The following is a 21,401-nucleotide window of genomic DNA, read 5'->3' on the forward strand; positions in this document are numbered from 1 at the left end:
CGGTGGCAAGGAGGGCGCGTGCATGAACATCATCGAGTCTGCCGGGATGCCAGGTTCAGCCTGTTCATTGCCAGGACCCGACGTCGGCGTCGTTGCCTTCGCCGCCCGGTTTGCCATCGGCGCCGTAGCTGAACACATCGACCTCGCCGTGCACGCCGGGATTCAGGTACTGGTACGCATTGCCCCACGGATCGTTCGGCAGACGCTCGAGATAGCCGCCTTCCTTCCAGTTGTTCGGCACCGGGTCGGTGGCCGGCTTTTCGATCAGTGCGTGCAGGCCTTGCTCCTGGGTCGGATAGCGGCCGTTGTCGAGGCGATAGAGCTTCAACGCCTGCATCACGGTGCCGATGTCCTGCTTCGCGGCAACGCGCCGCGCTTCGTCCGGACGGCTCATGATCTTCGGCACGATCAGCGCGGCGAGAATGCCGAGAATGGCGATCACGACCATGATTTCGATCAGCGTGAAACCGCGTTGACGACGGCCGCGCGAACCCGCGTTGTCAGCGCGGCGAATGGTCGACAGTTGCATAGGTTGCTACCTCTTTTCAGGTGAAATTTTCGGCCCGGCCTATCAGATTGAACACGCCGGGCCGTCATTTTAATGTCATGCAGTTGAAGGGCTTCAACCCACCGCAATTTTCACAATAGTCCGTACAATGTGCGCATGAACGCCATCCAAATCCGCCTCCTGTCGCTCGCGCTGTTCGCCGCTTTCTGCGCGACGCTGACCTACTGGGTCATCACGCTCATCACGATGGCCGGCGCGCCGTTGCCGGCTGCGGCGGCGCATGCGCAGGTCTCGACCGATCAGGCCGCGACGCTGTTCGGCGGACAGCTCACGCGCAACGTCAATCAGGACATCCATCTCTTCGGCATCCTCGCGTTGAGCGAAGGCGCCGCGGCGATCGTCAGCGTCGGTGGCGAGCCGCCGCGCGCGGTGTCGCTCGGCAGCGCGCTGATGCAAGGCACCAGGCTCTCCGAAGTCCGCGCCCGGTCGATCATCATCGACCGCAATGGCGCCCACTCGGAAATCTTCCTCCCCGCCTACTCCAGCGGTCCCAGCATTTACGTGCGCTGAAACCCGAAGCGGTTGCGCGGCTGATACCGCATGCCGCGCAAATCCTTTCTCTTCCTTCCTCGCGCGACGACGACTACTACTGCACGAGGTTGTTCAGTTCGATGATCGGCAGCATCACCGCGAGCACGATCACCAGCACCACGCCCCCCATCGCCAGGATCAGCAGCGGCTCCAGCAGGCTCGTCAGGAACATCGTGCGACGCTCCAGCTCGCCCGCTTCGCCATCGGCCGCGCGATCGAGCATCGTCGTCACGTCGCCGGTCGCTTCGCCCGAGCGGATCAGGTGCACGAGCACCGGCGGAAACGTCTTCGTGTTGCCGAGCGCGCGCGACAGCGACGTACCTTCGCGCACTCGCACGATCGCGTCGTCGATGTTCTCGCGCATCGCATTGTTGCTGAGCGTTTCGGCCGCGGCTTGCAGCGCGCGCAGAATCGGCACGCCCGCCGCGGTCAGAATGCCGAGCGTGCTGGCGAAGCGGACCGTGTTATAGCCGCGCACGAGCTTGCCGATCAGCGGCGCGGTCAGCAGCCAGCGGTCGAAGGCGAGCCGTGGGCCCGGTTGCCTGAGGGTCGCGCGCACCAGATAGACGACCACGATCGCGCCGATCAGCATCGCCCACCACCAGTGCCGCACGAAGCCGGACAGCGCCATCATCACGATCGTCAGAAACGGCAGTTGCTGCTTGGTGCTCGCGAACACGTTGACGACCTGCGGCACCACATAGCTGAGCAGGAACGTGACGATGCCGAACGCGATGATCGTGACGATCGTCGGATACGTGAACGCCAACACGATCTTCTGCTTCAGTGCATTGCGCTGCTCGATGTAGTCGGCGAGCCGCGACAGCACCAGGCCGAGCTTGCCCGTGTGTTCGCCGGCCGCGACGAGCGCCCGGTAGATCTCGGGGAAGTCCTTCGGATGCTGCTGCAGCGCATTCGCGAGCGAATGACCGCCGAGCACTTCGGCGCGAATCGCCGCCATCAGCTCGCGGATGTAGTCGCGCTCCGACTGCTCGGTGAGCACGGCGAGCGCTTCGTCGAGCGGCAGACCCGCGATCAGCAGACTCGCGAGCTGCCGCGTCAGAATGGCCTGCTCGCGCTGCGACAGACGACGCCCGAGCGCAAGCCGCTGATTGCGCTCGCCGCGGGTGCGCGAGGCCGCCGGTTCGACGACGAGCGGAGTGAGTCCCTGCGAGCGCAGGTTGGTGCGCGCGCCGCGCGCACTGTCGGCGTCGAGCACGCCTTTTTGTGCCTTGCCCGCCGCGTCGATCGCTTCGAAACGGAATGCCGGCATGCGCTTATGCTCCGCCCGTCACGCGAATCACTTCTTCGAGCGACGTCAGTCCCGATGCGAGCCAGCGCTCCGAATCCTCGCGCAGCGTGCGCATGCCGTGCGCGCGGCCCGCTTCGAGAATTTCGGCGTCCGCCGCGTTGCGGTGGATCAGCGCACGGATCGTCTCATCGATCAGCAGCAGCTCGTAGACGCCGCGCCGTCCCGCGTAACCGGATTGGCCACAACGGTCGCAGCCGACCGGATGCCAGCGCTTGCTGCCGTCCTCTTCCGTGCGCTCTTCGCGACACACCGGGCACAGCCGCCGCACGAGCCGCTGCGCGAGCACGCCGAGCAGCGACGAAGCGAGCAGATACGGCTCGACGCCCATGTCGGTCAGACGCGTGACCGCGGATGCCGCGTCGTTCGTGTGCAGCGTCGCGAGCACCAGGTGGCCGGTCAGCGACGCCTGCACCGCGATCTGCGCGGTTTCGAGGTCGCGGATTTCACCGATCATGATGATGTCCGGATCCTGACGCAGAATCGAGCGCAACGCGCGCGCAAAGCTCATGCCGATCCGCTCGTTGACCTGGGTCTGGCCGATGCCGGACAGGTCGTATTCGATCGGGTCTTCCACCGTCATGATGTTGGTGGTCGCCGTCTCCAGTCGCGACATCGACGCATACAGCGTCGTGGTCTTGCCGGAGCCGGTCGGGCCCGTCACGAGCACGATGCCGTGCGGCTTGCCGATCAGCTTGTCGAACTTACCGAGCGTGTCGGATGCCATGCCCAGCGCTTCGAGATTCAGTCGCGCCGCGTCTTTTTCAAGCAGCCGCAGCACCGCGCGCTCGCCGTGGCCGGTGGGCAGCGTCGATACGCGCACGTCGACCGGACGACCGCCGACGCGCAGCGTAATGCGGCCGTCCTGCGGCAGACGTTTCTCCGCGATGTCGAGCTGCGCCATGATCTTGATCCGCGAGATCAGCGCGCCGTGCAGCGCTTTTTTCGGCCGCACCACGTCGCGCAGCGTGCCGTCGACGCGAAAGCGCACCACGGACGCATTCTCGAACGGCTCGATATGAATATCCGACGCTTGTTCGCGCGCCGCTTGCGTGAGCAGCGCGTTGATCATGCGGATGATCGGCGCGTCGTCTTCCGATTCGAGCAAATCCTCGACCTCGGGAATGTCCTGCATCAGACGCGACAGATCGACTTCGCCTTCCACTTCACCGACCACCTGCGCGGCGCTGCCGTCCTGGCGCGCATAGGCCTGGTTGATCGCCTGCGCGAGATCGTCGGCGGGCACGCGCACCACCGATACCGTGCCGTAGTTGCGCGCGATTTCGGCAAGCGCGGCTTCGCTCGTGCGCTCGCTGATCCAGACTTCGAGGCTATCGGCATACTGATGCGCGACCAGGATCTGGCCGCTGCGCGCGAAACCGTACGGCACGAGCCGGGCGGCGAGCGGCGAGGGCGCCGCGCGCTCGCCGGCGGCGTCGCCGTTCAACCGACCTTGCGATGGCGCGGTTTGCGCGGACGTCTGCGTCACGGACGCGCTCCCGGCGATACCGTACTCGGCACCACTCCGCTGGCCGGATCGACGACCGCCGGTTGCGGCACGGTTTGCGGCATCGATTGCGGCACAGGTTGCGTCGTGGGCTGCGCGTTGGCTTGCGGCACGGCCCGCGGCGGTACCTGTTGAGGCACCTGTTGCGGTGCCTGCTGCGGCATCATCTGCTTGCGGCGCATCTGGTTCAGATCGAACAGGTTCAGCGCCGGCACACCGCCCTGGCTCGGGCCGAGCGGCATCGGCGGCACGACCGGATCGTCGCGATCCTTCATGATGTTGTTGTCCGAACGGTACGCACCCTGCACGCCCTGGATGTAGTCGTAGCGGTTCGCCGTGACGGCCTGGGTGGTGTCGCGATCGGCGAGAATGACCGGGCGCAGGAATACCATCAGGTTAGTCTTGTCGCGCGTCTTTTGCTCGGAGCGGAACAGCTGGCCCAGCCACGGAATGTCGCCGAGCAGTGGCACCTTGCTGTTGCTGACCTGGTAGTTGTCCTGCATCAGGCCGCCGAGCACGATGATCTCGCCGTTATCGCACAGCACGGTCGACTGGATCGAACGCTTCGTGAATTCCGGGCCCGCCGGGTTCGTCGCCGCGTTGTTCGTACCGTTCACGATCGCCGAATCTTCCGTGTAGAGCTGCAGCTTCAGGATGCCGCCGTCGGTAATCTGCGGCTTCACGTGCAGCGTCAGACCGACGTCGACACGGTCGAACGTGTTGAACGCCGCGCTCGTCGTGCCGCTCGTCAGGTTCGAGTACGAACCGGTCTGGATCGGCACGTTGGTACCGACGATAATCTTCGCTTCTTCGTTGTCGAGCGTGATCAGGTTCGGCGTGGACAGCACGTTCGCGTCGGCGGTCTGCGACAGCGCCTGCAGCAGCGCGCCGAGACCCTGCACGCCGAAAATGTTGTGGATCCAGCCAACGTTCAGGCCCTGTTGCAAGTTCTGGGCGCCCAGTGCCGTAGCGAGACCGCCGGTCGAGCCGGCAGCGGCCGCGGCCGCCGTCAGGTTGATGATGCTGTTGCCCGAGCCAGTCGACAGGTTGGTACCGGCATACAAGTTACCGTTCGCGACCTGCCACTGAATCCCGAGGTTGCCGCTCGTATTCGAGTTCAGCTCGACGATCAGCGCCTCGATATACACCTGCGCGCGACGTGCATCGAGCTGGTCGATCACCGCGCGCAAGTTGCGGTACGTCGCATCGGGCGCCGTGATGATCAGCGAGTTGGTTGCGGGATCGGCCGTGATCATGCCGCCGCCCTGGTCTTCGCTCTTCTCCTTTTCTCCGCCGAGAAAGCCGCCACTATTACTATTCGAGCCCGAGGCGCCGCCGCCCATCGGCGAGTTCATCGAGCTGCCGCCGAGTCCGCCTGACGGCAACGGTGGCGTGCCCGACGTGCCCGTCGAATTGCTGGCGTTCGACAGACCGCCGCCGCCACCACCACTGCTGTTCTGGTTGAACGAGTTCGCCTCGTTCGAGCCGCCCGACGAGCCTTCGCCGCCGCCCTTGCCGAGCATGTTGCGCAGCGTGCGCGCGAGCTTCGTCGCGTCCGCGTTGCGCAGCGGCACGACGTGCATGTTGCCCGGCATCGTGGTCGGCACGTCGAGCTGTTTCGCGAGCTCCTTTGCCGCCGCGAGACGTGCGGTGTTCGACGCGCGCATCAGTAGCGAGTTGGTGCGCGGATCCGACGCGATCGACACCTTCAGCGTCGCGTCCGTACTGCCTATCGAGCCCGGATCGAGCATCTTGTTCATCTGCTGCGCGATGTCGATCGCATTCGCATTCTTCAGCGGCACGACCGCCACCGACTGGCCTGCCGCGTTATCGATGCCCGCGATGATCTGCGCGATGCGCCGCACGTTGTCGGCGTAGTCGGTGACGACGATCGTATTGTTGGCGGGGTAGGCCGCGACGGTGTTGTTCGGCGAAATCAGCGGACGCAGTACCGGCAGCAGGTTGTTGGCCGATTCGTTCCTCAGCGTGAAGACCTGCGTGACGACCTGGTCGCCGCGCGCCGTCGGTGCGTTGCCGACGTAGGTCGGCACGCCTTGCAGCTTGGCGTCGGCCTCGGGCACCACTTTCAGCACGCCGTGATCCTGCACGAGCGCGAAGCCCTGCATGCGCAGCGCGGACTCCAGGGTTTTGAGCGCCTGATCCTCGGGTACCGCGTTTTCGGACACGAGGTTCAGTTGCCCCTTCACCCGCGGATCGACGATGATCGTCTTGCCGGTCGCCGCGCCGATCGCCTTGGCGACCTGGTCGATGTCGGCGTTGACGAAGTTGAGTGTCACCTCTGCCTGTGCTGTCTGCGCGGTGATCAGTCCAGCCACCAGCAGCGCCGTTGCCACGCGACGCAAAGCCATACAATTTCTTCTCATGGAATGTGATATCGATGCCGGCAGCCTCTGCCACCGACGGTCAAGCGATGCGGACCTGGCAGCAAGCTACCGCCCGGTCGGTCTGTGAGCCGGCCCCAAAAGCGAGTTTCGCTTGGAGCTCCAGCGTCCCGACGCCCGAAAAAAACGAACAGTAACAGCTTTTCATGTCGGATTTGAAACAAAACAAGGGGCCTCATGCGAATCCTTACGGAATCGCAGGCTGGTTACTAAATTGAAAGCTAACCAGCACCGTACCTGGACGCCATTACCCGGCTTTGTACGGTCTTATGTCGGTTAGCCAACTTGACGAAGGTCGGACTGCCGGTATGATACGAGCCGTTCGACTCACTGCTATGTGTTTGCTGACGCGGGTTTTCCCCGATGCTCGACAAATGCCCGGCCAGCTTGCCGTTGCGGCCGAAATACGGCCGGCAAACTGCCTTACCGATTCTTACCTCGGGTTTATCCAGTCCTGTTGACCGATGAAAAGTCCGCTCGTCACCGTTGCCGCCACGCTCGCGTTGCTCGTCGCAGCCGGCTCCGCGCGCGCCGACTGCTTCGACGAAGCGGCGAAGTATCAGAAGGTCAACCCATTGATTTTACGGGCTATCGCGTGGCAGGAGTCGCACAACCGGCCGGATGCGCAGCACAAGAACGCGAACGGCTCGACCGACTACGGTGTGATGCAGATCAATTCGGTGCATCTGCCGGTGCTCGCCCAGTACGGGATCTCGCAGGGCACGCTGATGGAGCCGTGCAAGAACGTTTATATCGCGGCGTGGCATCTGCGCCGCCAGATGAACAAGTACGGCAATACCTGGCAGGCGGTCGGAGCATACCACTCTGAGACGCCGGCGTTGCGGGACAAATACTCGCAACAGATCGCCGCGATTCTGCGCAGGTGGAAGTTGATGCCCGCGCAGTAGGCTTGTCCAGCGCTGTCGCTTGCGCAGGCTGCGCCCGTTTTAATGCACAATGCGGCTTCATGCTGCTGTCGCGCCGTCGCAGCGACGCCGACCATTTGGCCCCGCTCCCGACACGCCTTTCAATCCTCCCGTATTCCGTACCGCGATGAACCAGCCGCTATTGCCCATCACCGTGCTCTCCGGTTTTCTGGGCGCCGGCAAGACCACGCTCCTGAATCACATCCTTGCGAATCGCGCCGGTTTGCGCGTCGCCGCGATCGTCGACGATCTCGCCGCGGTCAATATCGACCCGACACTTGTGCGCCACGCGGCCGACCTGTCGAGCGTCGACGAGCAGGTCGTTGAACTCAAGAACGGCTGTATCTGCTGCACGCTGCGCGACGAGCTGCAAAACGAAATCCGTCGCCTCGCCGGCGAAAATCGCTTCGACGCGCTCGTGATCGAATCGAGCGGCATCGCCGAGCCGATGTCGAGTGCCGAAACCATTACATTCGAGGGCCACGAAGGCGCGTCGCTCGGCGACGTCGCGCGGCTCGATACGATGGTCACGATCGTCGATGCGTTCAACTTCCTGCGCGATTATGCGTCGGCCGACGCGCTCGCCGAACGCGGCATCACGGTCGACGAAGACGACGACCGTACGATCGTCGAATTGCTGATCGAGCAGATCGAGTTTTGTGACGTACTCGTCGTGAACAAGATCGATCTGGTCAGCGCCGACGAGCTCGCGCGTTTGCAGCGCATCCTCGCACGCCTGAACCCGCGCGCGGTGCAGCTCGTGAGCCGCTTCGCCGACGTGCCGCTCGAGCAGATCGTGAACACCGGACGCTTCGATTTCGACGAAGCGTCGAATGCGCCGGGCTGGCTCGCGGCACTCGAGCACGAGCACGGCGGTCAACACGGCCACATGCATCGCAGCGAAGCCGACGAATACGGCGTCGGCCATTTCGTCTATCGCGCACGCCGGCCGTTTCATCCGCAGCGGCTGTGGGAGCTGCTGCATCGGGAGTGGAAGGGCATACTGCGTAGCAAGGGATTCTTCTGGCTCGCGACGCGCAACGATATCGGCGGTTCGCTATCGCAGGCCGGTGGCGCTTGCCGGCACGGTCCGGCGGGCATGTGGTGGGCCGCGCAGGATCGCAGCGAATGGCCGGCAGGCGACGACGAGCTGGCCGCCGAAATCGCCGCCGACTGGTACGGCGCGCCGGACGATACCAGCATCGGCGATCGTCGTCAGGAGTTCGTACTGATCGGCGTGGATATCGACCCCGCCATCTGGCGCGCGAAGTTCGACGCCTGTCTGCTCACCGACGACGAATACGCGCTCGGGCCGCAAGCCTGGCAGCAGTTCCCTGATCCGTTCCCGGCGTGGGAGTTCGACGACCACGATCACGATCATGATGATGATCGCGGCCATCATCATCACGGGCACGGCGACGACTGAGAACATGGCGGACATGACCACGGCGAGAACGCGCATCGTCATGACTGAACGAAGCACGTCCCGCGCTTGAACCATATGCATGGACGAAAAAAAACCCGCCACTGGCGGGTTTTTCTCGCGGGTGTCAACTGCCCGGCAGGAATCTGCCTAGCGCTTGTTGACCGAGTCCTTGAACGCCTTGCCTGCCGTGAATTTGACGGTCTTGGCAGCCGGGATCTTGATAGTTTCGCCGGTCTTCGGATTACGACCCGTACGCGCTGCGCGCTTGCCCGAACCAAAGCTACCGAAGCCAATCAACTGGACCGCCTCACCCTTCGACACAGACTTCTTGATCACTTCAAGCAACGTGTCCAGCGTTTCACCGGTTTGAGCCTTGCTGGCGCCCGTCTGTCCTGCGACAGCGTCGATCAGTTCCTGTTTGTTCATTAAGGTTCCTTTCTGAGTTTAGGTTGATACGAACAGCGCGACCGCGCCGATTATACGTGCGCGCACCGCGCCGTCGAGCAGCTGCGGCCCTGATCCTGACGATCTCCCGCGCCGGACAAAACCCTGTTCGGCGGCCGTGCTGCCGCTCCCTTCGCGGCGCTTGCTATGATAGCGCAGCGCAAACCCAATCAGGATAAGGGTTTCGAGGAATTGCACGGTTTTCGGGCCGTTCTTGCAAGGAAATCGAAATTTTGCCCCTCAGCACCCCTTAAACGAGGGCTGAAACCCAGTCCTGGCGGGGGTTAGCGTTGGTTTTTGCCAACGCAGCAAAGCGTCTAAATGCGTCCTGATGGGTCTTTTACGGCGACTCGCGCGCAGCGCGCGCCGGCTCGAACCATCGAACCCGCTCTTTCGAGCGACCTTTTGAGCGTGTTTTCCCACCGCGCATGACCGATCCGCTGATCCCCGCCGTCCTCGCTTTCCGCGACAACGGCAGCCCCTTTTCACCACACTACGACGACATCTATCACAGCGCCGTCGGCGCGCTCGAGCAGGCTCACTACGTCTTTCTGCGCGGCAACGAATTGCCCGAAAGATGGCAGAGCCGCCGTACGTTCACCGTGCTCGAAACCGGCTTTGGCATCGGCATCAACTTTCTCGTCACGTGGGCCGCATGGCGCGCCGATCCGGCTCGCTGCGAGCGGCTGCATTTCGTGTCGACCGAAAAGCATCCGTTTAGCGCCGCCGATCTGCGCCGCGTTCACGCAACGACGATCGCCGATCCGCTGATCGCCGGGCTCGCGAACACGCTCGCGAACGCTTGGCCGATGCTCGTGCCCGGCACGCACCGGCTCGAATTCGAAGGCGGCCGCGTCGTGCTGACGTTGATCTTCGCCGATGCGCTCGACAGCCTGCCCACATTGCGGCTGCGTGCCGATGCGTTCTATCTGGATGGCTTTGCGCCCGCGAAAAATCCAGAGCTGTGGAGCCCGGCGATCTTCAAGTCGCTTGCGCGCGTCGCCGGCGATGACGCGACCTTCTCCACCTATAGCAGCGCGGGCGACGTCAAACGCGCATTGACGCAATGCGGCTTCGAGTATCGCAAGGTCGACGGCTTCGGCTGGAAACGCGCGATGCTGGTCGGTCGCTTCGCGCCGCGCTGGCGTGTGCGCCGTTACGAGCCGCCCGCGCCGTTCTGGCACGACGAACGACACGCGGTCGTGATCGGTGCGGGACTGGCCGGCTGCGCGGTGATCGAGCGGCTTGCGGCGCGCGGCTGGCGCGTGACTTCGCTCGAGCGGCATGCGTCGGTTGCACAAGATGCGTCTGGCAATCCAGCCGGCGTATTCCACCCAATGATTTCGCGCGATGACAGCGTCGCGTCGCGCGTCACGCGGGCGGGCTTTCTGTACGCGCTCAATCGTTGGGCCGCGCTCGAAAGTGCAGGGCATCGGCTCGCGCGCGGCGATCGCGGTCTGCTGCAGATCGCCGCGGACGACGACGAGGCGCGCGCAATCGGCGAGGCCATCGGCGCGTTCCGCTATCCGTCCGACTACGTGACGCCGGTGTGCGCGTCCGATGCCGAGCGACTCGCCGGCGTGCCGCTCGCGCGTGGCGGCTGGTTCTTTCCGCGCGGCGGCTGGATCGATCCGGCTTCGCTGTGCGCGGCGCAATTCGCATCGGCAGGCGGCTTGCTCGAACGACGCTTCGGTCTCGACGTCGCGCGGCTCGAACGTGCCGGCGATCAGTGGACCGTCTTCGATATCGCGGGAAAGGTAGTCGCGCGAGCGCCGGTCGTGATCGTCGCTGGTGCGCATGAAGCTGCGCGCATCGCTGGCTTGCGTCATGCGCCGACACGCAGCATTCGTGGTCAGTTGAGCTTGCTGCCGGCGGGTACCGTCGCGCCGCTTGCGCTGCCGGTGATCGGCGAGGGCTACGCCGTGCCGCTCGCGAACGATGTCACGCTGACAGGCGCGACCTATGAACTCGACGATCCCGACACGTCGCTGCGCGCGGACGGTCATCGCGAGAATATCGAGCGCGTCGCGCAGATGTTGCCGTCGTTCGCAAGCGCACTCGATGCCGCGCCGCTGACCTCGCTCGCCGGACGCGTTGCGTTTCGCTGCGTGACCTCGGATCGCATGCCGATGATCGGCCAGCTCGCCGACGAAGCCGCTGCCGCCCGCGATGCTGCCCGCCTGCGCGGCGCATGGCCGCTCGATCTGCCGCGTCTCGACGGTCTGTACGGCGCATTCGCTTATGGTTCTCGCGGGCTGGTGTGGGCCGCGCTCGGCGCTGAACTGATCGCGTCGCAGATCGAAGGCGAGCCGTGGCCGCTCGAACGCGATCTCGCCGAAGACATCGACCCTGGGCGTTTTCTGCTGCGCTCCTTGCGACAGGGAACGATCGGTTAACCGGCTTCGACCATTGCGAAGTTATCTCTGCGCCCGGCACGTTAACTCCGCCCTCCCTGTAAACTAGGTTAACTAGGATTCCGGCTTATCCACTGCGACCTGTGGATAACGGCGCGGTTAACCGGCGCAAGTCGTGTGGAACCGTTGTGGACGTAAACGGGGTAACTGGGACATCGCGAAAAAGTGCGAAAAGTTGCTCGCGTATACCGGCAGCCGCCGCACATGCTGTGCATCCGGTTATGCGGGCGGGAACTCGATGATTTGTTTCGGTAAACATAGGTTATCCACAGAAACCGAGGCAGCTTGTTAACTGTTACTACGTATACATACGGTAAACCAGTAAACAGCAAGGACGGGGGCTAACGCCCCGCCTATCGGGCTAGCTGAATTTCGTTCGAGTTCGCGTAAAACGGATCGCTCGACGCGCTGCGTTAACGACAAAACCGCGCATCGAATCACCGAAGCAGCGGCAACGCCCGGGAGCGGATTTGCCGTTCGCGACGTGGTCGAAACTGATGCGATACCTCGAAAAAAGGTCGCTTTTTCCGTTCACTGGGAAAATAACGTTCTTTTTTACCGTTTTGCCTGCGAGTTAACGTCTTTTCGGTTAACCCGGAAAAAGCTATGGCACAATCCCCGTTTTTCTGCGTCGTGCCACAGCAACTGACGGCACGCGCAGCAATGGAACGGTGCCGGTCAAACAGAATCTGATTCAAGGTCGACGGCGTTCCTTCAGCATGCCTGTTGCTACTGCCGCATCCCGTGTATGTGCCCGACTCCGTGCGGTTCTTCGCGGCCGTGGCGCATTCCGATCATCCGATCATTGAAACCTCGCAACGCTGATTTCGCGAAGCGCTTGCGACAACGTGCGCTCCCCGTGCGCTCGTGACGGCGTGCGTGTGCGCCGGTTCGTGTCGTCTGCCGTTGCTGCCAAGGAGAACCCATTACGATGAATTCGGCGTTTTCGTTTTTGCCAGCGTGGCCGCTTTCGCCCGACGCCATTTTTTGGGCGGGTCTTGCATTGCTTGCCGCCGGTCTGTGCGGCGAGCTTTGCTATCGCGCGTGGCGTTTGCCGCGCATTTCCGGCTATGCGGTGATCGGACTCGTGGCCGGCGCGGCAGGCTTCGGCGTGATCGATGCGGATTCCGCGAGCGCCGCGCGGCCGCTGCTCGACGTCGCGCTCGGCCTGTTGCTGTTCGAACTCGGCAGCCGGCTCGATCTGCGCTGGATCCGCCGCAATCCGTGGCTGATTCTGTCGAGCGTCGCCGAAGCCACGCTGACTTTCGTGCTGGTGCTGCCCGTGTTGCTGTTTCTGCACGTGCCGCTGATGGTCGCGACCGTACTCGCCGCGATCGCGATGGCGACATCGCCCGCGATGGTGATCCAGCTCAAAACCGAACTACGCGCGGAAGGCCAGGTCACGCAGCGTCTTCTGACCTTGACCGCGCTGAACAGCATGTACGCGGTCGTGATCGAAAAGCTCGTGTCGAGCTGGCTGCATCAGGAGGTTTACGGCAACGTGTTCGCGACCATCCTGCAGCCGTTGTACCTGCTGGTCGGCTCGCTCGTGCTCGCGTATCTGCTCGCGCGCACCTGCACGTTCTTCTATCGGCGCCTGAACATGCAGGACGAGCATTCGTTCGTGGCGCTGTTCGGTCTCGTGCTGCTCGCGATCGCGATCGCGCATCTGTTCAAGCTGTCGACGATTCTCGCGCTGCTCGCCGCGGGCATCATCGTGAAGAATCACGAAGTGCGTCCGCAGTTGTGGCCAGAGCATTTCGGCACCGCGGGCTGGCTGCTGACGGTGATCCTGTTCGTGCTGACGCTAACGTCGTTCGAATGGAAGCACATCGCGTTGGGCGGAGTCGCCGCGCTGGGTCTGATCGTTGCTCGCCTCGTCGCGAAGCTGGTCGGCGTGCTGGCGTTCGCGAAGCCGAGCGGCCTGAACTTGAAGCAGGGCATCGCGCTCGGCCTGTCCTTGTCACCGATGTCGGCGCTCGCGTATCTGCTCGTCGACGACACGTACAACCTGTATCCGAACTTCGATCCGCAACTGCGCGCAATCGCTATGTGTTCGATTTTCGTGCTGCAGATTCTCGGGCCGTGGCTCGTCTATCGCAGCCTCGCGCTTGTCGCCGAGCGGCGCGAGGGGTAAGCGTGAAACACGCCTGGGCTGCCATGCGCGTTTCACGAACCCGTCTTTCAATTCCTTCGCCTCAAACGACCTGACTCAGGGGACGCCATGTCACTCGAACCCTTCATCGACTCGAAACCGTTCACGTTCGGTATCGAGCTCGAAATGCAGATCGTCAATACGCACGACTATGATCTGACCAAAGCCGGCACGGATCTGCTGCGCCTCATCAAGGACGAAAAAATCCCCGGCAATATCACGCCGGAAATCACCGAAAGCATGATCGAGCTGTCGACCGGCATCTGCACGTCGCACGAACAGGCGGTCACCGATCTGCGCAAGATTCGCGACACGCTGGTCTCCGCGGCCGATCATCTGAACGTCGGTCTGTGCGGTGGCGGCACCCATCCTTTCCAGCAATGGAGCGAGCGGCAGATCGTCGACACGCCGCGCTTTCAGTATATTTCCGAGCTATACGGCTATCTTGCGAAGCAGTTCACCGTGTTCGGCCAGCACGTGCACATCGGTTGCCCGAATCCGAACAGCGCGCTGTATCTGCTGCATTCGATGTCGCGCTTCATCCCGCATTTCATTGCGTTGTCCGCGTCGTCGCCTTTCGTACAGGGCGTCGATACCGGATTTCATTCGGCACGTCTGAATTCCGTGTTCGCGTTTCCGCTGTCGGGCCGCGCGCCGTTCGTGCTGACGTGGGACAGCTTCGAGGAGTATTTCTCGAAGATGGTCCACACGGGCGTGGTCAACAGCATGAAGGACTTCTACTGGGATATCCGTCCGAAGCCGGGCTTCGGCACGATTGAGGTCCGCGTGATGGATACGCCGTTTTCGGTGGATCGCGCCGCGGCGATCGCCTGCTACATCCAGACGCTCGCGCGTCATTTGTTGCTCGATAAGCCGATCATGCCGCAGGAAGACGACTATCTGGTCTACACGTTCAACCGTTTCGAAGCCTGCCGGTTCGGACTCGGTGGCACCTGCATCAATCCGCAAACCGGTGAACGCAAGACGATTTCCGAAGATATTCTCGAAACGCTCGAACAGATCGGACCGCATGCGGAAGCGCTCGGCTCGGTGAATGCGCTGGCCGAAGTCGGCGCGATCGCGCGCGGTCAGGTCAACGACGCGACGTGGCTGCGCAGTGTGTTTGCGCAGGAAAAGTCCTTGCACGAAGCGGTACGCCAGCAATGTCTGCAATGGCGCGCCTAGTCGCGAAGACTTCATGAAACCGTTTGCGTGCGCCAGCTACGCGACGTTCCGACGAAACCCGCCGCGTGCGGGTTTTTTTCGTAAGAAAATTTTTATGTTTTTCGCGCGCGCAGCCCTTCAGGTTTTTCGAAAGTTTACGTATACCAGCGTAGTAGTCGTAAGCAGGCATTGCCAAAGGCTGTGGACAACTGAATAATTTCCTGCAAAGTCAATGCGCTGGGGAACTGATAACTGGGCTCGTAAAACGGGCTCCGGCCACGCCTGGCAAGCGCAACCGAGGAAACGTTCAACACGCTGCAAGTGCTTGTTGCAAAACGGTACACAGGCTGTCCAAACGTTTTCCCCTGCTTATCCACAGCTCGCGTTGGATAAGTTAGCTGTACGATTAGCCGCTGTCGCATAGAATGTCGTTTTTCGCCGCCTTCGGCTTCCAAGACGGTGTATTTTTGAGATAGTACAAACGGTTTCATCCGCGGTTGGACGAAGCTACCCCACACACGCAACGGGTGTACTCCGGCAGGCAGCCGCCGGCATTGCACCAAAGCGGTAAATAAACGAATCGAAGATTATGAGCGAAGGCGTATACGGAGAACAGGCAGCCGGGCGAGTGACCCACAGCCTCTTGCGATTGAGCACGGCGATGCGAAGCCAGGCTTGGGAATGGGCGGAAGGTGCGGGCCTTACGCCGACCCAGGGCGAGATCCTCGTGCTGTTGATGCAACGTAAGGGGCCGATGCGTCTCGGCGAAATCGCGCGTGAAACGGCGCTGACTGCCGCGACCACCAGCGATGCGGTCAGCACGCTCGAGACCAAGGGCCTCGTCGAAAAGCGTCGCGCACTCGACGACGGTCGCGCGCTCGCGGTACGTCTGACCTCGCGTGGCCGCACCGCTGCCAAACGCGCCGCGCAATGGCCGGACTTCCTCTCGAAGGCGGTCGGTACGCTGCGCGACGACGAGCAGTCCGTGTTCTATCGCACGCTGCTCAAGACCATCTATCAGCTCGAAGCGCAAAACACGATTCCGTCGCATCGTATGTGCCTGAGCTGCACGCATTTCCAGCCGAGCAAGAATCCGAAGAAGACGCCGCATCACTGCGCGCTGCTCGACCTGAACATGTTGGACACCGATGTGCGTCTCGACTGCTCCGTGCATGAAACGGCGGACGTCGCCACCCAGAAGAAGACCTGGAAGATCTTCGCCCAATAACGGGCGTCTTCCTGGGCAATCCGCTAACATGGCCTGGCCGGCGACGGCGGGCGGTATGCGCCGCCTGCTTGCCGGCTGGTGCCGTGCACGGATAAAGTCGTTGGCGGCAGGTCGTTAGTCAACCTGAAGATAGGGCAGGCCGATGAATCGGGAAGTACTCGCCATCCGCCATGTGCACTTCGAGGATCTGGGCAGTCTCGAGCTCGTGCTCGGCGAGCGCGGGCGTCCGGTCCGTTATCTCGATGTGGGCGTTGCCCGTATCGAGGCGCCCAATCCGGTTGCCGCGTCGCTGATGGTCGTGCTGGGCGGCCCCATCAGCGCTACCGACGACGCGCTGTACCCCACGCTCGCGCCGCTGCTGTCGTTGATCGAAAAACGCATCGCGGCCGGTTTGCCGACACTCGGTATCTGCCTTGGCGCACAACTGATCGCGCGGGCGCTCGGTGCGCGCGTCTACCCCGCGGCTCAGGCCGAACTCGGCTGGACGCCGCTCAAGCTGACCGATGCCGGCCGCGCCTCGCCGCTGCGTCATCTCGATGGCGCTCATACCTCGATGCTGCATTGGCACGGCGACACCTTCGATCTGCCGGCCAACGCGACCCGTCTGGCATCGACCCCGGCTTGCGAGAATCAGGCCTTCGCATGGGGCGATCACGTGCTGGGCTTGCAGTGTCATCCCGAGATCCGCACCGATCGGTTCGAACCTTGGCTGATAGGGAATGCGAACGAACTCTCGGGCCACGGCATCGACGCGCGTCAGTTGCGCGCCGACACCGGCCGATACGGTCCCGTGCTCGAAGCCGCCGCGTGCCGCATGTTCGGCGAATGGCTCGATCGCGTCGAGACGCAAGTCTGAATGGCTAGCCGAATGGCGACGTAAGCGGCCAGCCAGGTGCCACGTTCATGCAGTAAACCGCGTGCGGTGCTATCCTCGATCGCTCTCGGGCTTTCACTGGGCGTAATCCATGAGCGCGCTTTTCTCTCCGCTCACGCTGCGTAGCGTGACGCTTCCCAATCGGATCGTCGTCTCCCCAATGTGCCAGTACTCCGCGGAACGCGGCGAAGCGACCGCCTGGCACATGATTCACCTCGGCGGTCTCGCGCTGTCCGGCGCGGGCATGCTGTGCATCGAAGCAACCGCCGTCGAGCCGGACGGGCGCATCACCCCCGGCGATCTCGGCTTGTGGGACGACGCGACCGAAGAGGCGCTCGTGCCGGTGCTGGCCGCGATCCGCAAGCATTCGCACGTCAACGTGACGATGCAACTGGCGCACGCGGGCCGCAAGGCATCGAGCCACGTGCCGTGGGAAGGCGGCCAGCTGATTTCGGTGTCGCAAGGCGGGTGGCTGCCGCATGCGCCGTCGGCGCTGCCGCACAAGCCGGGCGAGGAGCCGCCGCTCGCGCTCGATGTCGTCGGCCTGAACCGGATTCGCGAGGCCTTCGCCGCGTCCGCGCGGCGTGCCGCGCGTCTTGGCATCGACGCGCTCGAAGTGCACGCCGCCCATGGCTATCTGCTGCATCAGTTCCTGTCGCCGATCGCCAATCAGCGCACCGACGACTACGGCGGCTCGGTCGAAAACCGCATGCGTTTTCCGCTCGAAATCTTCGACATCGTGCGTGCCGCATTTCCTGCCGACAAACCGGTCGGCGTGCGCGTGTCGGCGACGGACTGGGTCGAAGGCGGCTGGACGCTCGAAGACACGATCGCGTTTGCACACGAGCTGGAAAAGCGCGGCTGCGACTGGATCGACGTGTCGTCGGGCGGTGTCTCGCCGCTGCAGCGAATTCCGCTCGAGCCAGGCTATCAGATTCCGTTCGCGAAGGCGGTCAAGCACGCAACCGGTCTGACGACGATCGGCGTCGGACTCATCACTGATCCGCTGCACGCCGAGCAGCTGATCGAAACGGGCGATGCCGATCTGATCGCGCTGGCTCGCGCGCTGCTCTATAACCCGCGCTGGCCGTGGCACGCCGCCGCTAACCTCGGTGCGACCGTCGAAGCGCCGCCGCAGTACTGGCGTTCACAACCGCGTGAGCAGAAAGCGCTGTTCGGCGACATTTCGTTTGGTCAACGGTGACGCCCGTCGCACCTTGAACGAACGCATCGGCTGACGGTTGAAGGAAGCCGTGGACAACGTGTAGGATGCCGGTTGTGGCGCGGTGCGCGTCGCAAGTCGACGCGGCGCTTTCAGGGCGCCGCGTTTGCTATTCGCGTCAGAAAAAAGCCGCGCGCACGACGTGCCTGACGATTGCCAGATTTGATTCCCCAGTTCTTCACAAGGATTCATTCAATGAATTCACGCAGGATCGCCGTGCGCCGTTCGGGTGTGCACGGCAAAGGCGTGTTTGCTCTCGAACCGATCGCGGCCGGCGAGCGACTGATCGAATACAAGGGCGAGCGGATTACCTGGAAAGAAGCGTTGCGCCGCCATCCGCATAATCCGGCTGAACCGAATCACACGTTTTATTTCGCGCTGGATGACGGCAAGGTCATCGACGGCAAGGTGAACGGCAATAGCGCGCGCTGGATCAATCATTCATGCGCGCCGAACTGCGAAGCCGAGGAAATCGACGGACACGTGTACGTGCATGCGCTGCGCGATATCGCGGAGGGCGAGGAAGTCTTTTACGACTACGGCCTCGTGATCGACGCGCGTCAGACGAAAAAGCTGAAAAAAGAATACGAATGCCGCTGCGGCGCGCGCAAGTGCCGCGGCACGATGCTGGCACCGCCGCAGAAGGGCAAGGGCGGCGGCAAGTCGGGTAAAGGCGCCGACAAGGGCGAAAAGTCGAGCAAATCGGCGAAGAAATCGAAGAAGAAATGAGCCGCGGGTCGGTGCGCGGCGGTAGCTGTCTGCGCTGATCGAAGCGCTGAGGCGAACGCCGCCGCGGCAGCCGGGCAAACCTTCTACAAATCGACCGGCGCCGAGTGCGCCGGTTTTTTCGTGGCGCGCCGTGCGTTGGCATCGTTGGCGGTGGCAGCGCCTGCGGACGCACCGGGCGGCAGCAATGGAATCCTCACGATAAAGCGAGCGCCGCCCTCCGGTGCGTCCTCGTAATGCACGCTGCCATGATGCAGCACCATGATGTCGTGGACGATCGCGAGGCCCAGACCCGCGCCGCTGTCGACGCCCGCCTCGGTCTGCCCGTCGCCGCGGAAGAATCGCTTGAACAGATCCGACTGCTGCGAACGCGGCACGCCCGGCCCGTTGTCTTCGACGACGATCTCGGCCATGCGCAGATCGTCGATCAGCGTCTGCGAAACTGTGACCGTGATACGCCCGCCGTCGGCCCGCGAAGGCGGCACATACTTCAGCGCGTTATCGAGCAGATTCGCGATCACTTCATGGAGCAGCACAGGGTTGCCGCGCGCCATCAGCGGGTCATCGTTGGACGGATCGTCGAGGCGCTGGAAGCCGAGGTCTACGTGTACCGGTAGCGCGCGCGGCACCCATTCGGCGCCGGTGTCGAACGCGAGCGCGGCCATGTCGACATTGACGAAGCGGGCCGCCTGTTCGCCCGGCTCGGCGCGCGCGAGCGACAGCAATTGATTCGACAGCCGCACGGCGCGATCGGCCGCGGCGCGCAGTTCGTGCACGGCAGCGAGCGTCTGCTGCGGATCGCGTGCGACGACCGCCTGCTCCGCATGCAGCTTCACTGCGGTGAGCGGCGTGCGCAACTGATGCGCGGCATCGGCGATGAATTTACGTTGCGCATCGAGGGCGGCTTTCAGACGATCGAGCAACGCGTTCAGCGCGCCCGTCAGCGGACGGATCTCGACCGGCACATAGGTTTCGTCGACCGGCTCGAGCGACGTGTGCGTTTGCCGGTTCAGCGAATCGGCGAGCGCCGTCAGCGGATTGAGCTGCTGATTGACGACGCGCCACACGATCACCCAGCCGGCTAGCAGCAGCAGCAATAACGGCATCATGATCGCGACGAGGAACTCGGCGGCGATGCGGAAGCGGTGATGCACGGGCTGGCCGACTTCGACGACGATCGGATTACCGCTCGGCTGATCGACGCGCACCTGAGCGACCCGCACGGTCACGCCTTCGTGCTGCGTCTCGAACACGTACGCGTAATGCATGCGGCGCACGTTGGTCCCTTGCAGCGGCAGATTGTGATCGCCGGCGATTTCGGTGTCGCCGGTGCTGATCCGGTAGACCAGATGTTCGACCGGGTCGGAGAACATCGCCTGCGCGAGCGGCGGCACCGTGATCGGCGCTTCCGGTCCGGCAATCTGAATCTGTTTGGAGATCGCGGTCGCGAGGTCCGCGAGCGAACGGTCGACCACGTGCTGCGTGTACTGCCATGCGAGCCAGTAAGCGATCAGGCCGCTCATCAGCGCGAGCAGCGACAGGGGAGCAGCGAGGCGCCGCAGCAGCGTGCGGCGCAGACTATTGGCGGCCGGCTGGTGCATGATCGAACGCGCGGGAAAGTTGTGACTGCGGTGGCAACTGCGGTAGTAATGGCGCGAGGCGCCTCGAGACGGCCCGGGGCCCGGCACAAGGCGCCGCGGGCACAGCCGATGCGCGGCGCCGCTCCGGGGCCGTCAGGCCGCGACGCAATGCGCGGCCTTCACGACGATTATGCGGCCTGGCGAATTTCCTGCAACAGGTAGCCAAAGCCACGCACGGTGACGATTTCGACACGGCAGTTCTCGAGCTTCTTGCGCACGCGGTGCACGTAGACTTCGATCGCGGTATCGCCGAGGTCGCCGCCGAAGTGTGTCAGATGATCCTGTAGTTGCGCCTTGCTGACGACGCGGCCATGACGCAGCAGCAGCATTTCGAGCACCGCGAATTCGCGCGGCGACAGTTCGAGCGGTTTGTCGTCGTTGAAGATGCGGCGATCGACGCCCGACAGCCGCACGCCGCCCAGCGACACTTCCGGACGCGGCATGTCACCGTGCGGACCGCTGCGGCGCATCACCGCGCGAATACGCGCTTCGAGCTCGGCCGGCTCGAACGGCTTCAGCATGTAGTCGTCCGCGCCCGAGTTCAGGCCTTGCACGCGGTCGTTCAGTTCGTCGCGCGCGGTCAGGATGATCACCGGCGTGTGACGGTTGCTCTGGCGGAAACGCGACAGCAGCGTCATGCCGTCGATGCCCGGCAGACCCAGATCGAGGATCACGAGTTCGTGGCGATTTTGCGTGAGGGCCTGCTCGGCAAAGATGCCGTCATGGACCATGTCGACGGTGAAGCCGGCTTGTTCGAGACTGCTTTGGATGCCGCGCGCGATGGGGCGGTCATCTTCGATCAGAAGGAGTCGCATGGATTTCGCTCAAGTACAATGGGTTTAGGCGTTTGGGCAAGCGGTTCGCC

At 63.3% G+C, this 21,401-nt stretch carries 19 protein-coding genes; 10 read left to right on the forward strand and 9 right to left on the reverse strand.

From position 1 onward, the window contains the following. Nucleotides 1–64 precede the first annotated feature (64 nt). On the reverse strand, nt 65–529 hold the full coding sequence (gene gspG, locus HWY30_RS04080; protein WP_090802331.1) for a type II secretion system major pseudopilin GspG: 465 nt from the start codon (nt 527–529) through the stop codon (nt 65–67). Between the two features lie 135 nt (nt 530–664). Here gspG and HWY30_RS04085 point away from each other — a divergent pair, with 135 nt between their 5' ends. After that, nucleotides 665–1,078 (forward strand): general secretion pathway protein GspC, encoded by a 414-nt coding sequence (locus HWY30_RS04085; protein ID WP_090802332.1) that lies wholly within the window; start codon nt 665–667, stop codon nt 1,076–1,078. A gap of 76 nt (nt 1,079–1,154) precedes the next feature. On the opposite strand, the gene gspF is transcribed toward HWY30_RS04085, so the two are convergent. Genes gspF through gspD form a run of 3 tightly spaced genes read right to left on the reverse strand, consistent with a single transcriptional unit; the run spans nt 1,155 to nt 6,284 of the window. After that, a complete protein-coding gene (gspF, locus tag HWY30_RS04090) occupies nt 1,155–2,372 on the reverse strand; it encodes a type II secretion system inner membrane protein GspF (protein WP_090802334.1) in 1,218 nt (405 codons plus the stop codon). A gap of 4 nt (nt 2,373–2,376) precedes the next feature. Beyond that, nucleotides 2,377–3,897 carry a type II secretion system ATPase GspE gene (gene gspE / locus HWY30_RS04095; protein ID WP_090802335.1) on the reverse strand — a complete coding sequence of 507 codons (1,521 nt, stop codon included), beginning with the start codon at nt 3,895–3,897 and terminating at the stop codon, nt 2,377–2,379. Beyond that, nucleotides 3,894–6,284: a type II secretion system secretin GspD gene (gspD, locus tag HWY30_RS04100; RefSeq protein ID WP_090802337.1), complete on the reverse strand. Its 2,391-nt coding sequence runs from the start codon at nt 6,282–6,284 to the stop codon at nt 3,894–3,896. The genes gspE and gspD overlap by 4 nt, the downstream gene beginning before the upstream one ends. A gap of 497 nt (nt 6,285–6,781) precedes the next feature. Here gspD and HWY30_RS04105 point away from each other — a divergent pair, with 497 nt between their 5' ends. Together HWY30_RS04105 and HWY30_RS04110 are read left to right on the forward strand one after the other, a co-directional pair. Further along, a complete protein-coding gene (locus tag HWY30_RS04105) occupies nt 6,782–7,225 on the forward strand; it encodes a lytic transglycosylase domain-containing protein (protein WP_090802338.1) in 444 nt (147 codons plus the stop codon). A gap of 145 nt (nt 7,226–7,370) precedes the next feature. After that, nucleotides 7,371–8,669: a GTP-binding protein gene (locus HWY30_RS04110; protein ID WP_090802340.1), complete on the forward strand. Its 1,299-nt coding sequence runs from the start codon at nt 7,371–7,373 to the stop codon at nt 8,667–8,669. Between the two features lie 147 nt (nt 8,670–8,816). Here the strand turns inward: HWY30_RS04110 and HWY30_RS04115 are convergent, their stop codons facing one another. Both HWY30_RS04115 and HWY30_RS04120 read right to left on the reverse strand, forming a co-directional pair. Next, on the reverse strand, nt 8,817–9,095 hold the full coding sequence (locus tag HWY30_RS04115) for an HU family DNA-binding protein (protein ID WP_018418891.1): 279 nt from the start codon (nt 9,093–9,095) through the stop codon (nt 8,817–8,819). An 18-nt stretch (nt 9,096–9,113) separates the two neighbouring features. Beyond that, nucleotides 9,114–9,311, reverse strand: coding sequence for a hypothetical protein (locus HWY30_RS04120; protein ID WP_090802341.1), 198 nt, complete (start codon nt 9,309–9,311; stop codon nt 9,114–9,116). Nucleotides 9,312–9,541: 230 nt separating this feature from the next. On the opposite strand from HWY30_RS04120, the gene mnmC reads away from it, so the two are divergent. Beyond that, nucleotides 9,542–11,509, forward strand: a complete 1,968-nt coding sequence (gene mnmC / locus HWY30_RS04125; protein ID WP_090802343.1) for a bifunctional tRNA (5-methylaminomethyl-2-thiouridine)(34)-methyltransferase MnmC2/FAD-dependent 5-carboxymethylaminomethyl-2-thiouridine(34) oxidoreductase MnmC1 — start codon at nt 9,542–9,544, stop codon at nt 11,507–11,509. A gap of 455 nt (nt 11,510–11,964) precedes the next feature. Here the strand turns inward: mnmC and HWY30_RS04130 are convergent, their stop codons facing one another. After that, the gene (locus tag HWY30_RS04130; protein ID WP_143037124.1) at nt 11,965–12,225 is read right to left on the reverse strand and encodes a hypothetical protein; all 261 of its coding nucleotides are present in this window, start codon (nt 12,223–12,225) and stop codon (nt 11,965–11,967) included. A 233-nt stretch (nt 12,226–12,458) separates the two neighbouring features. On the opposite strand from HWY30_RS04130, the gene HWY30_RS04135 reads away from it, so the two are divergent. The 6 genes from HWY30_RS04135 (at nt 12,459) to HWY30_RS04160 (ending at nt 18,899) form a co-directional block, all read left to right on the forward strand. Further along, entirely contained in the window at nt 12,459–13,664 is a 1,206-nt protein-coding gene (locus tag HWY30_RS04135) for a cation:proton antiporter (protein WP_090802344.1), read from the forward strand. A gap of 87 nt (nt 13,665–13,751) precedes the next feature. Further along, complete coding sequence (locus HWY30_RS04140) at nt 13,752–14,867, forward strand: YbdK family carboxylate-amine ligase (RefSeq protein WP_090802346.1); 1,116 nt, start codon at nt 13,752–13,754, stop codon at nt 14,865–14,867. 568 nt (nt 14,868–15,435) lie between these two features. Next, nucleotides 15,436–16,074, forward strand: coding sequence for a MarR family winged helix-turn-helix transcriptional regulator (locus HWY30_RS04145; RefSeq protein ID WP_090802348.1), 639 nt, complete (start codon nt 15,436–15,438; stop codon nt 16,072–16,074). A 142-nt stretch (nt 16,075–16,216) separates the two neighbouring features. Next, entirely contained in the window at nt 16,217–16,930 is a 714-nt protein-coding gene (locus tag HWY30_RS04150) for a glutamine amidotransferase (protein ID WP_090802349.1), read from the forward strand. Between the two features lie 109 nt (nt 16,931–17,039). After that, nucleotides 17,040–18,152: an NADH:flavin oxidoreductase/NADH oxidase gene (locus tag HWY30_RS04155; protein ID WP_090802351.1), complete on the forward strand. Its 1,113-nt coding sequence runs from the start codon at nt 17,040–17,042 to the stop codon at nt 18,150–18,152. Nucleotides 18,153–18,365: 213 nt separating this feature from the next. After that, a complete protein-coding gene (locus HWY30_RS04160; RefSeq protein WP_090802353.1) occupies nt 18,366–18,899 on the forward strand; it encodes an SET domain-containing protein in 534 nt (177 codons plus the stop codon). Nucleotides 18,900–18,982: 83 nt separating this feature from the next. On the opposite strand, the gene HWY30_RS04165 is transcribed toward HWY30_RS04160, so the two are convergent. Both HWY30_RS04165 and HWY30_RS04170 read right to left on the reverse strand, forming a co-directional pair. Beyond that, entirely contained in the window at nt 18,983–20,497 is a 1,515-nt protein-coding gene (locus HWY30_RS04165) for a sensor histidine kinase (protein ID WP_090802355.1), read from the reverse strand. Between the two features lie 167 nt (nt 20,498–20,664). Next, the gene (locus tag HWY30_RS04170) at nt 20,665–21,351 is read right to left on the reverse strand and encodes a response regulator (RefSeq protein ID WP_013090980.1); all 687 of its coding nucleotides are present in this window, start codon (nt 21,349–21,351) and stop codon (nt 20,665–20,667) included. Between the last annotated feature and the right edge of the window lie 50 nt (nt 21,352–21,401).

It is taken from the genome of Paraburkholderia tuberum STM678 (genome assembly GCF_902833905.1).
GTDB classification, from domain to species: domain Bacteria; phylum Pseudomonadota; class Gammaproteobacteria; order Burkholderiales; family Burkholderiaceae; genus Paraburkholderia; species Paraburkholderia tuberum.

Bases quoted from the DNA above. Each gene is read 5' to 3' on its own strand.
- gspG (WP_090802331.1), bottom strand. From the start codon at position 529: ATGCAACTGTCGACCATTCGCCGCGCTGACAACGCGGGTTCGCGCGGC.
- HWY30_RS04085 (WP_090802332.1), top strand. From the start codon at position 665: ATGAACGCCATCCAAATCCGCCTCCTGTCGCTCGCGCTGTTCGCCGCT.
- gspF (WP_090802334.1), bottom strand. From the start codon at position 2,372: ATGCCGGCATTCCGTTTCGAAGCGATCGACGCGGCGGGCAAGGCACAA.
- gspD (WP_090802337.1), bottom strand. From the start codon at position 6,284: ATGGCTTTGCGTCGCGTGGCAACGGCGCTGCTGGTGGCTGGACTGATC.
- HWY30_RS04105 (WP_090802338.1), top strand. From the start codon at position 6,782: ATGAAAAGTCCGCTCGTCACCGTTGCCGCCACGCTCGCGTTGCTCGTC.
- HWY30_RS04110 (WP_090802340.1), top strand. From the start codon at position 7,371: ATGAACCAGCCGCTATTGCCCATCACCGTGCTCTCCGGTTTTCTGGGC.
- HWY30_RS04115 (WP_018418891.1), bottom strand. From the start codon at position 9,095: ATGAACAAACAGGAACTGATCGACGCTGTCGCAGGACAGACGGGCGCC.
- mnmC (WP_090802343.1), top strand. From the start codon at position 9,542: ATGACCGATCCGCTGATCCCCGCCGTCCTCGCTTTCCGCGACAACGGC.
- HWY30_RS04135 (WP_090802344.1), top strand. From the start codon at position 12,459: ATGAATTCGGCGTTTTCGTTTTTGCCAGCGTGGCCGCTTTCGCCCGAC.
- HWY30_RS04140 (WP_090802346.1), top strand. From the start codon at position 13,752: ATGTCACTCGAACCCTTCATCGACTCGAAACCGTTCACGTTCGGTATC.
- HWY30_RS04145 (WP_090802348.1), top strand. From the start codon at position 15,436: ATGAGCGAAGGCGTATACGGAGAACAGGCAGCCGGGCGAGTGACCCAC.
- HWY30_RS04150 (WP_090802349.1), top strand. From the start codon at position 16,217: ATGAATCGGGAAGTACTCGCCATCCGCCATGTGCACTTCGAGGATCTG.
- HWY30_RS04155 (WP_090802351.1), top strand. From the start codon at position 17,040: ATGAGCGCGCTTTTCTCTCCGCTCACGCTGCGTAGCGTGACGCTTCCC.
- HWY30_RS04160 (WP_090802353.1), top strand. From the start codon at position 18,366: ATGAATTCACGCAGGATCGCCGTGCGCCGTTCGGGTGTGCACGGCAAA.
- HWY30_RS04165 (WP_090802355.1), bottom strand. From the start codon at position 20,497: ATGCACCAGCCGGCCGCCAATAGTCTGCGCCGCACGCTGCTGCGGCGC.
- HWY30_RS04170 (WP_013090980.1), bottom strand. From the start codon at position 21,351: ATGCGACTCCTTCTGATCGAAGATGACCGCCCCATCGCGCGCGGCATC.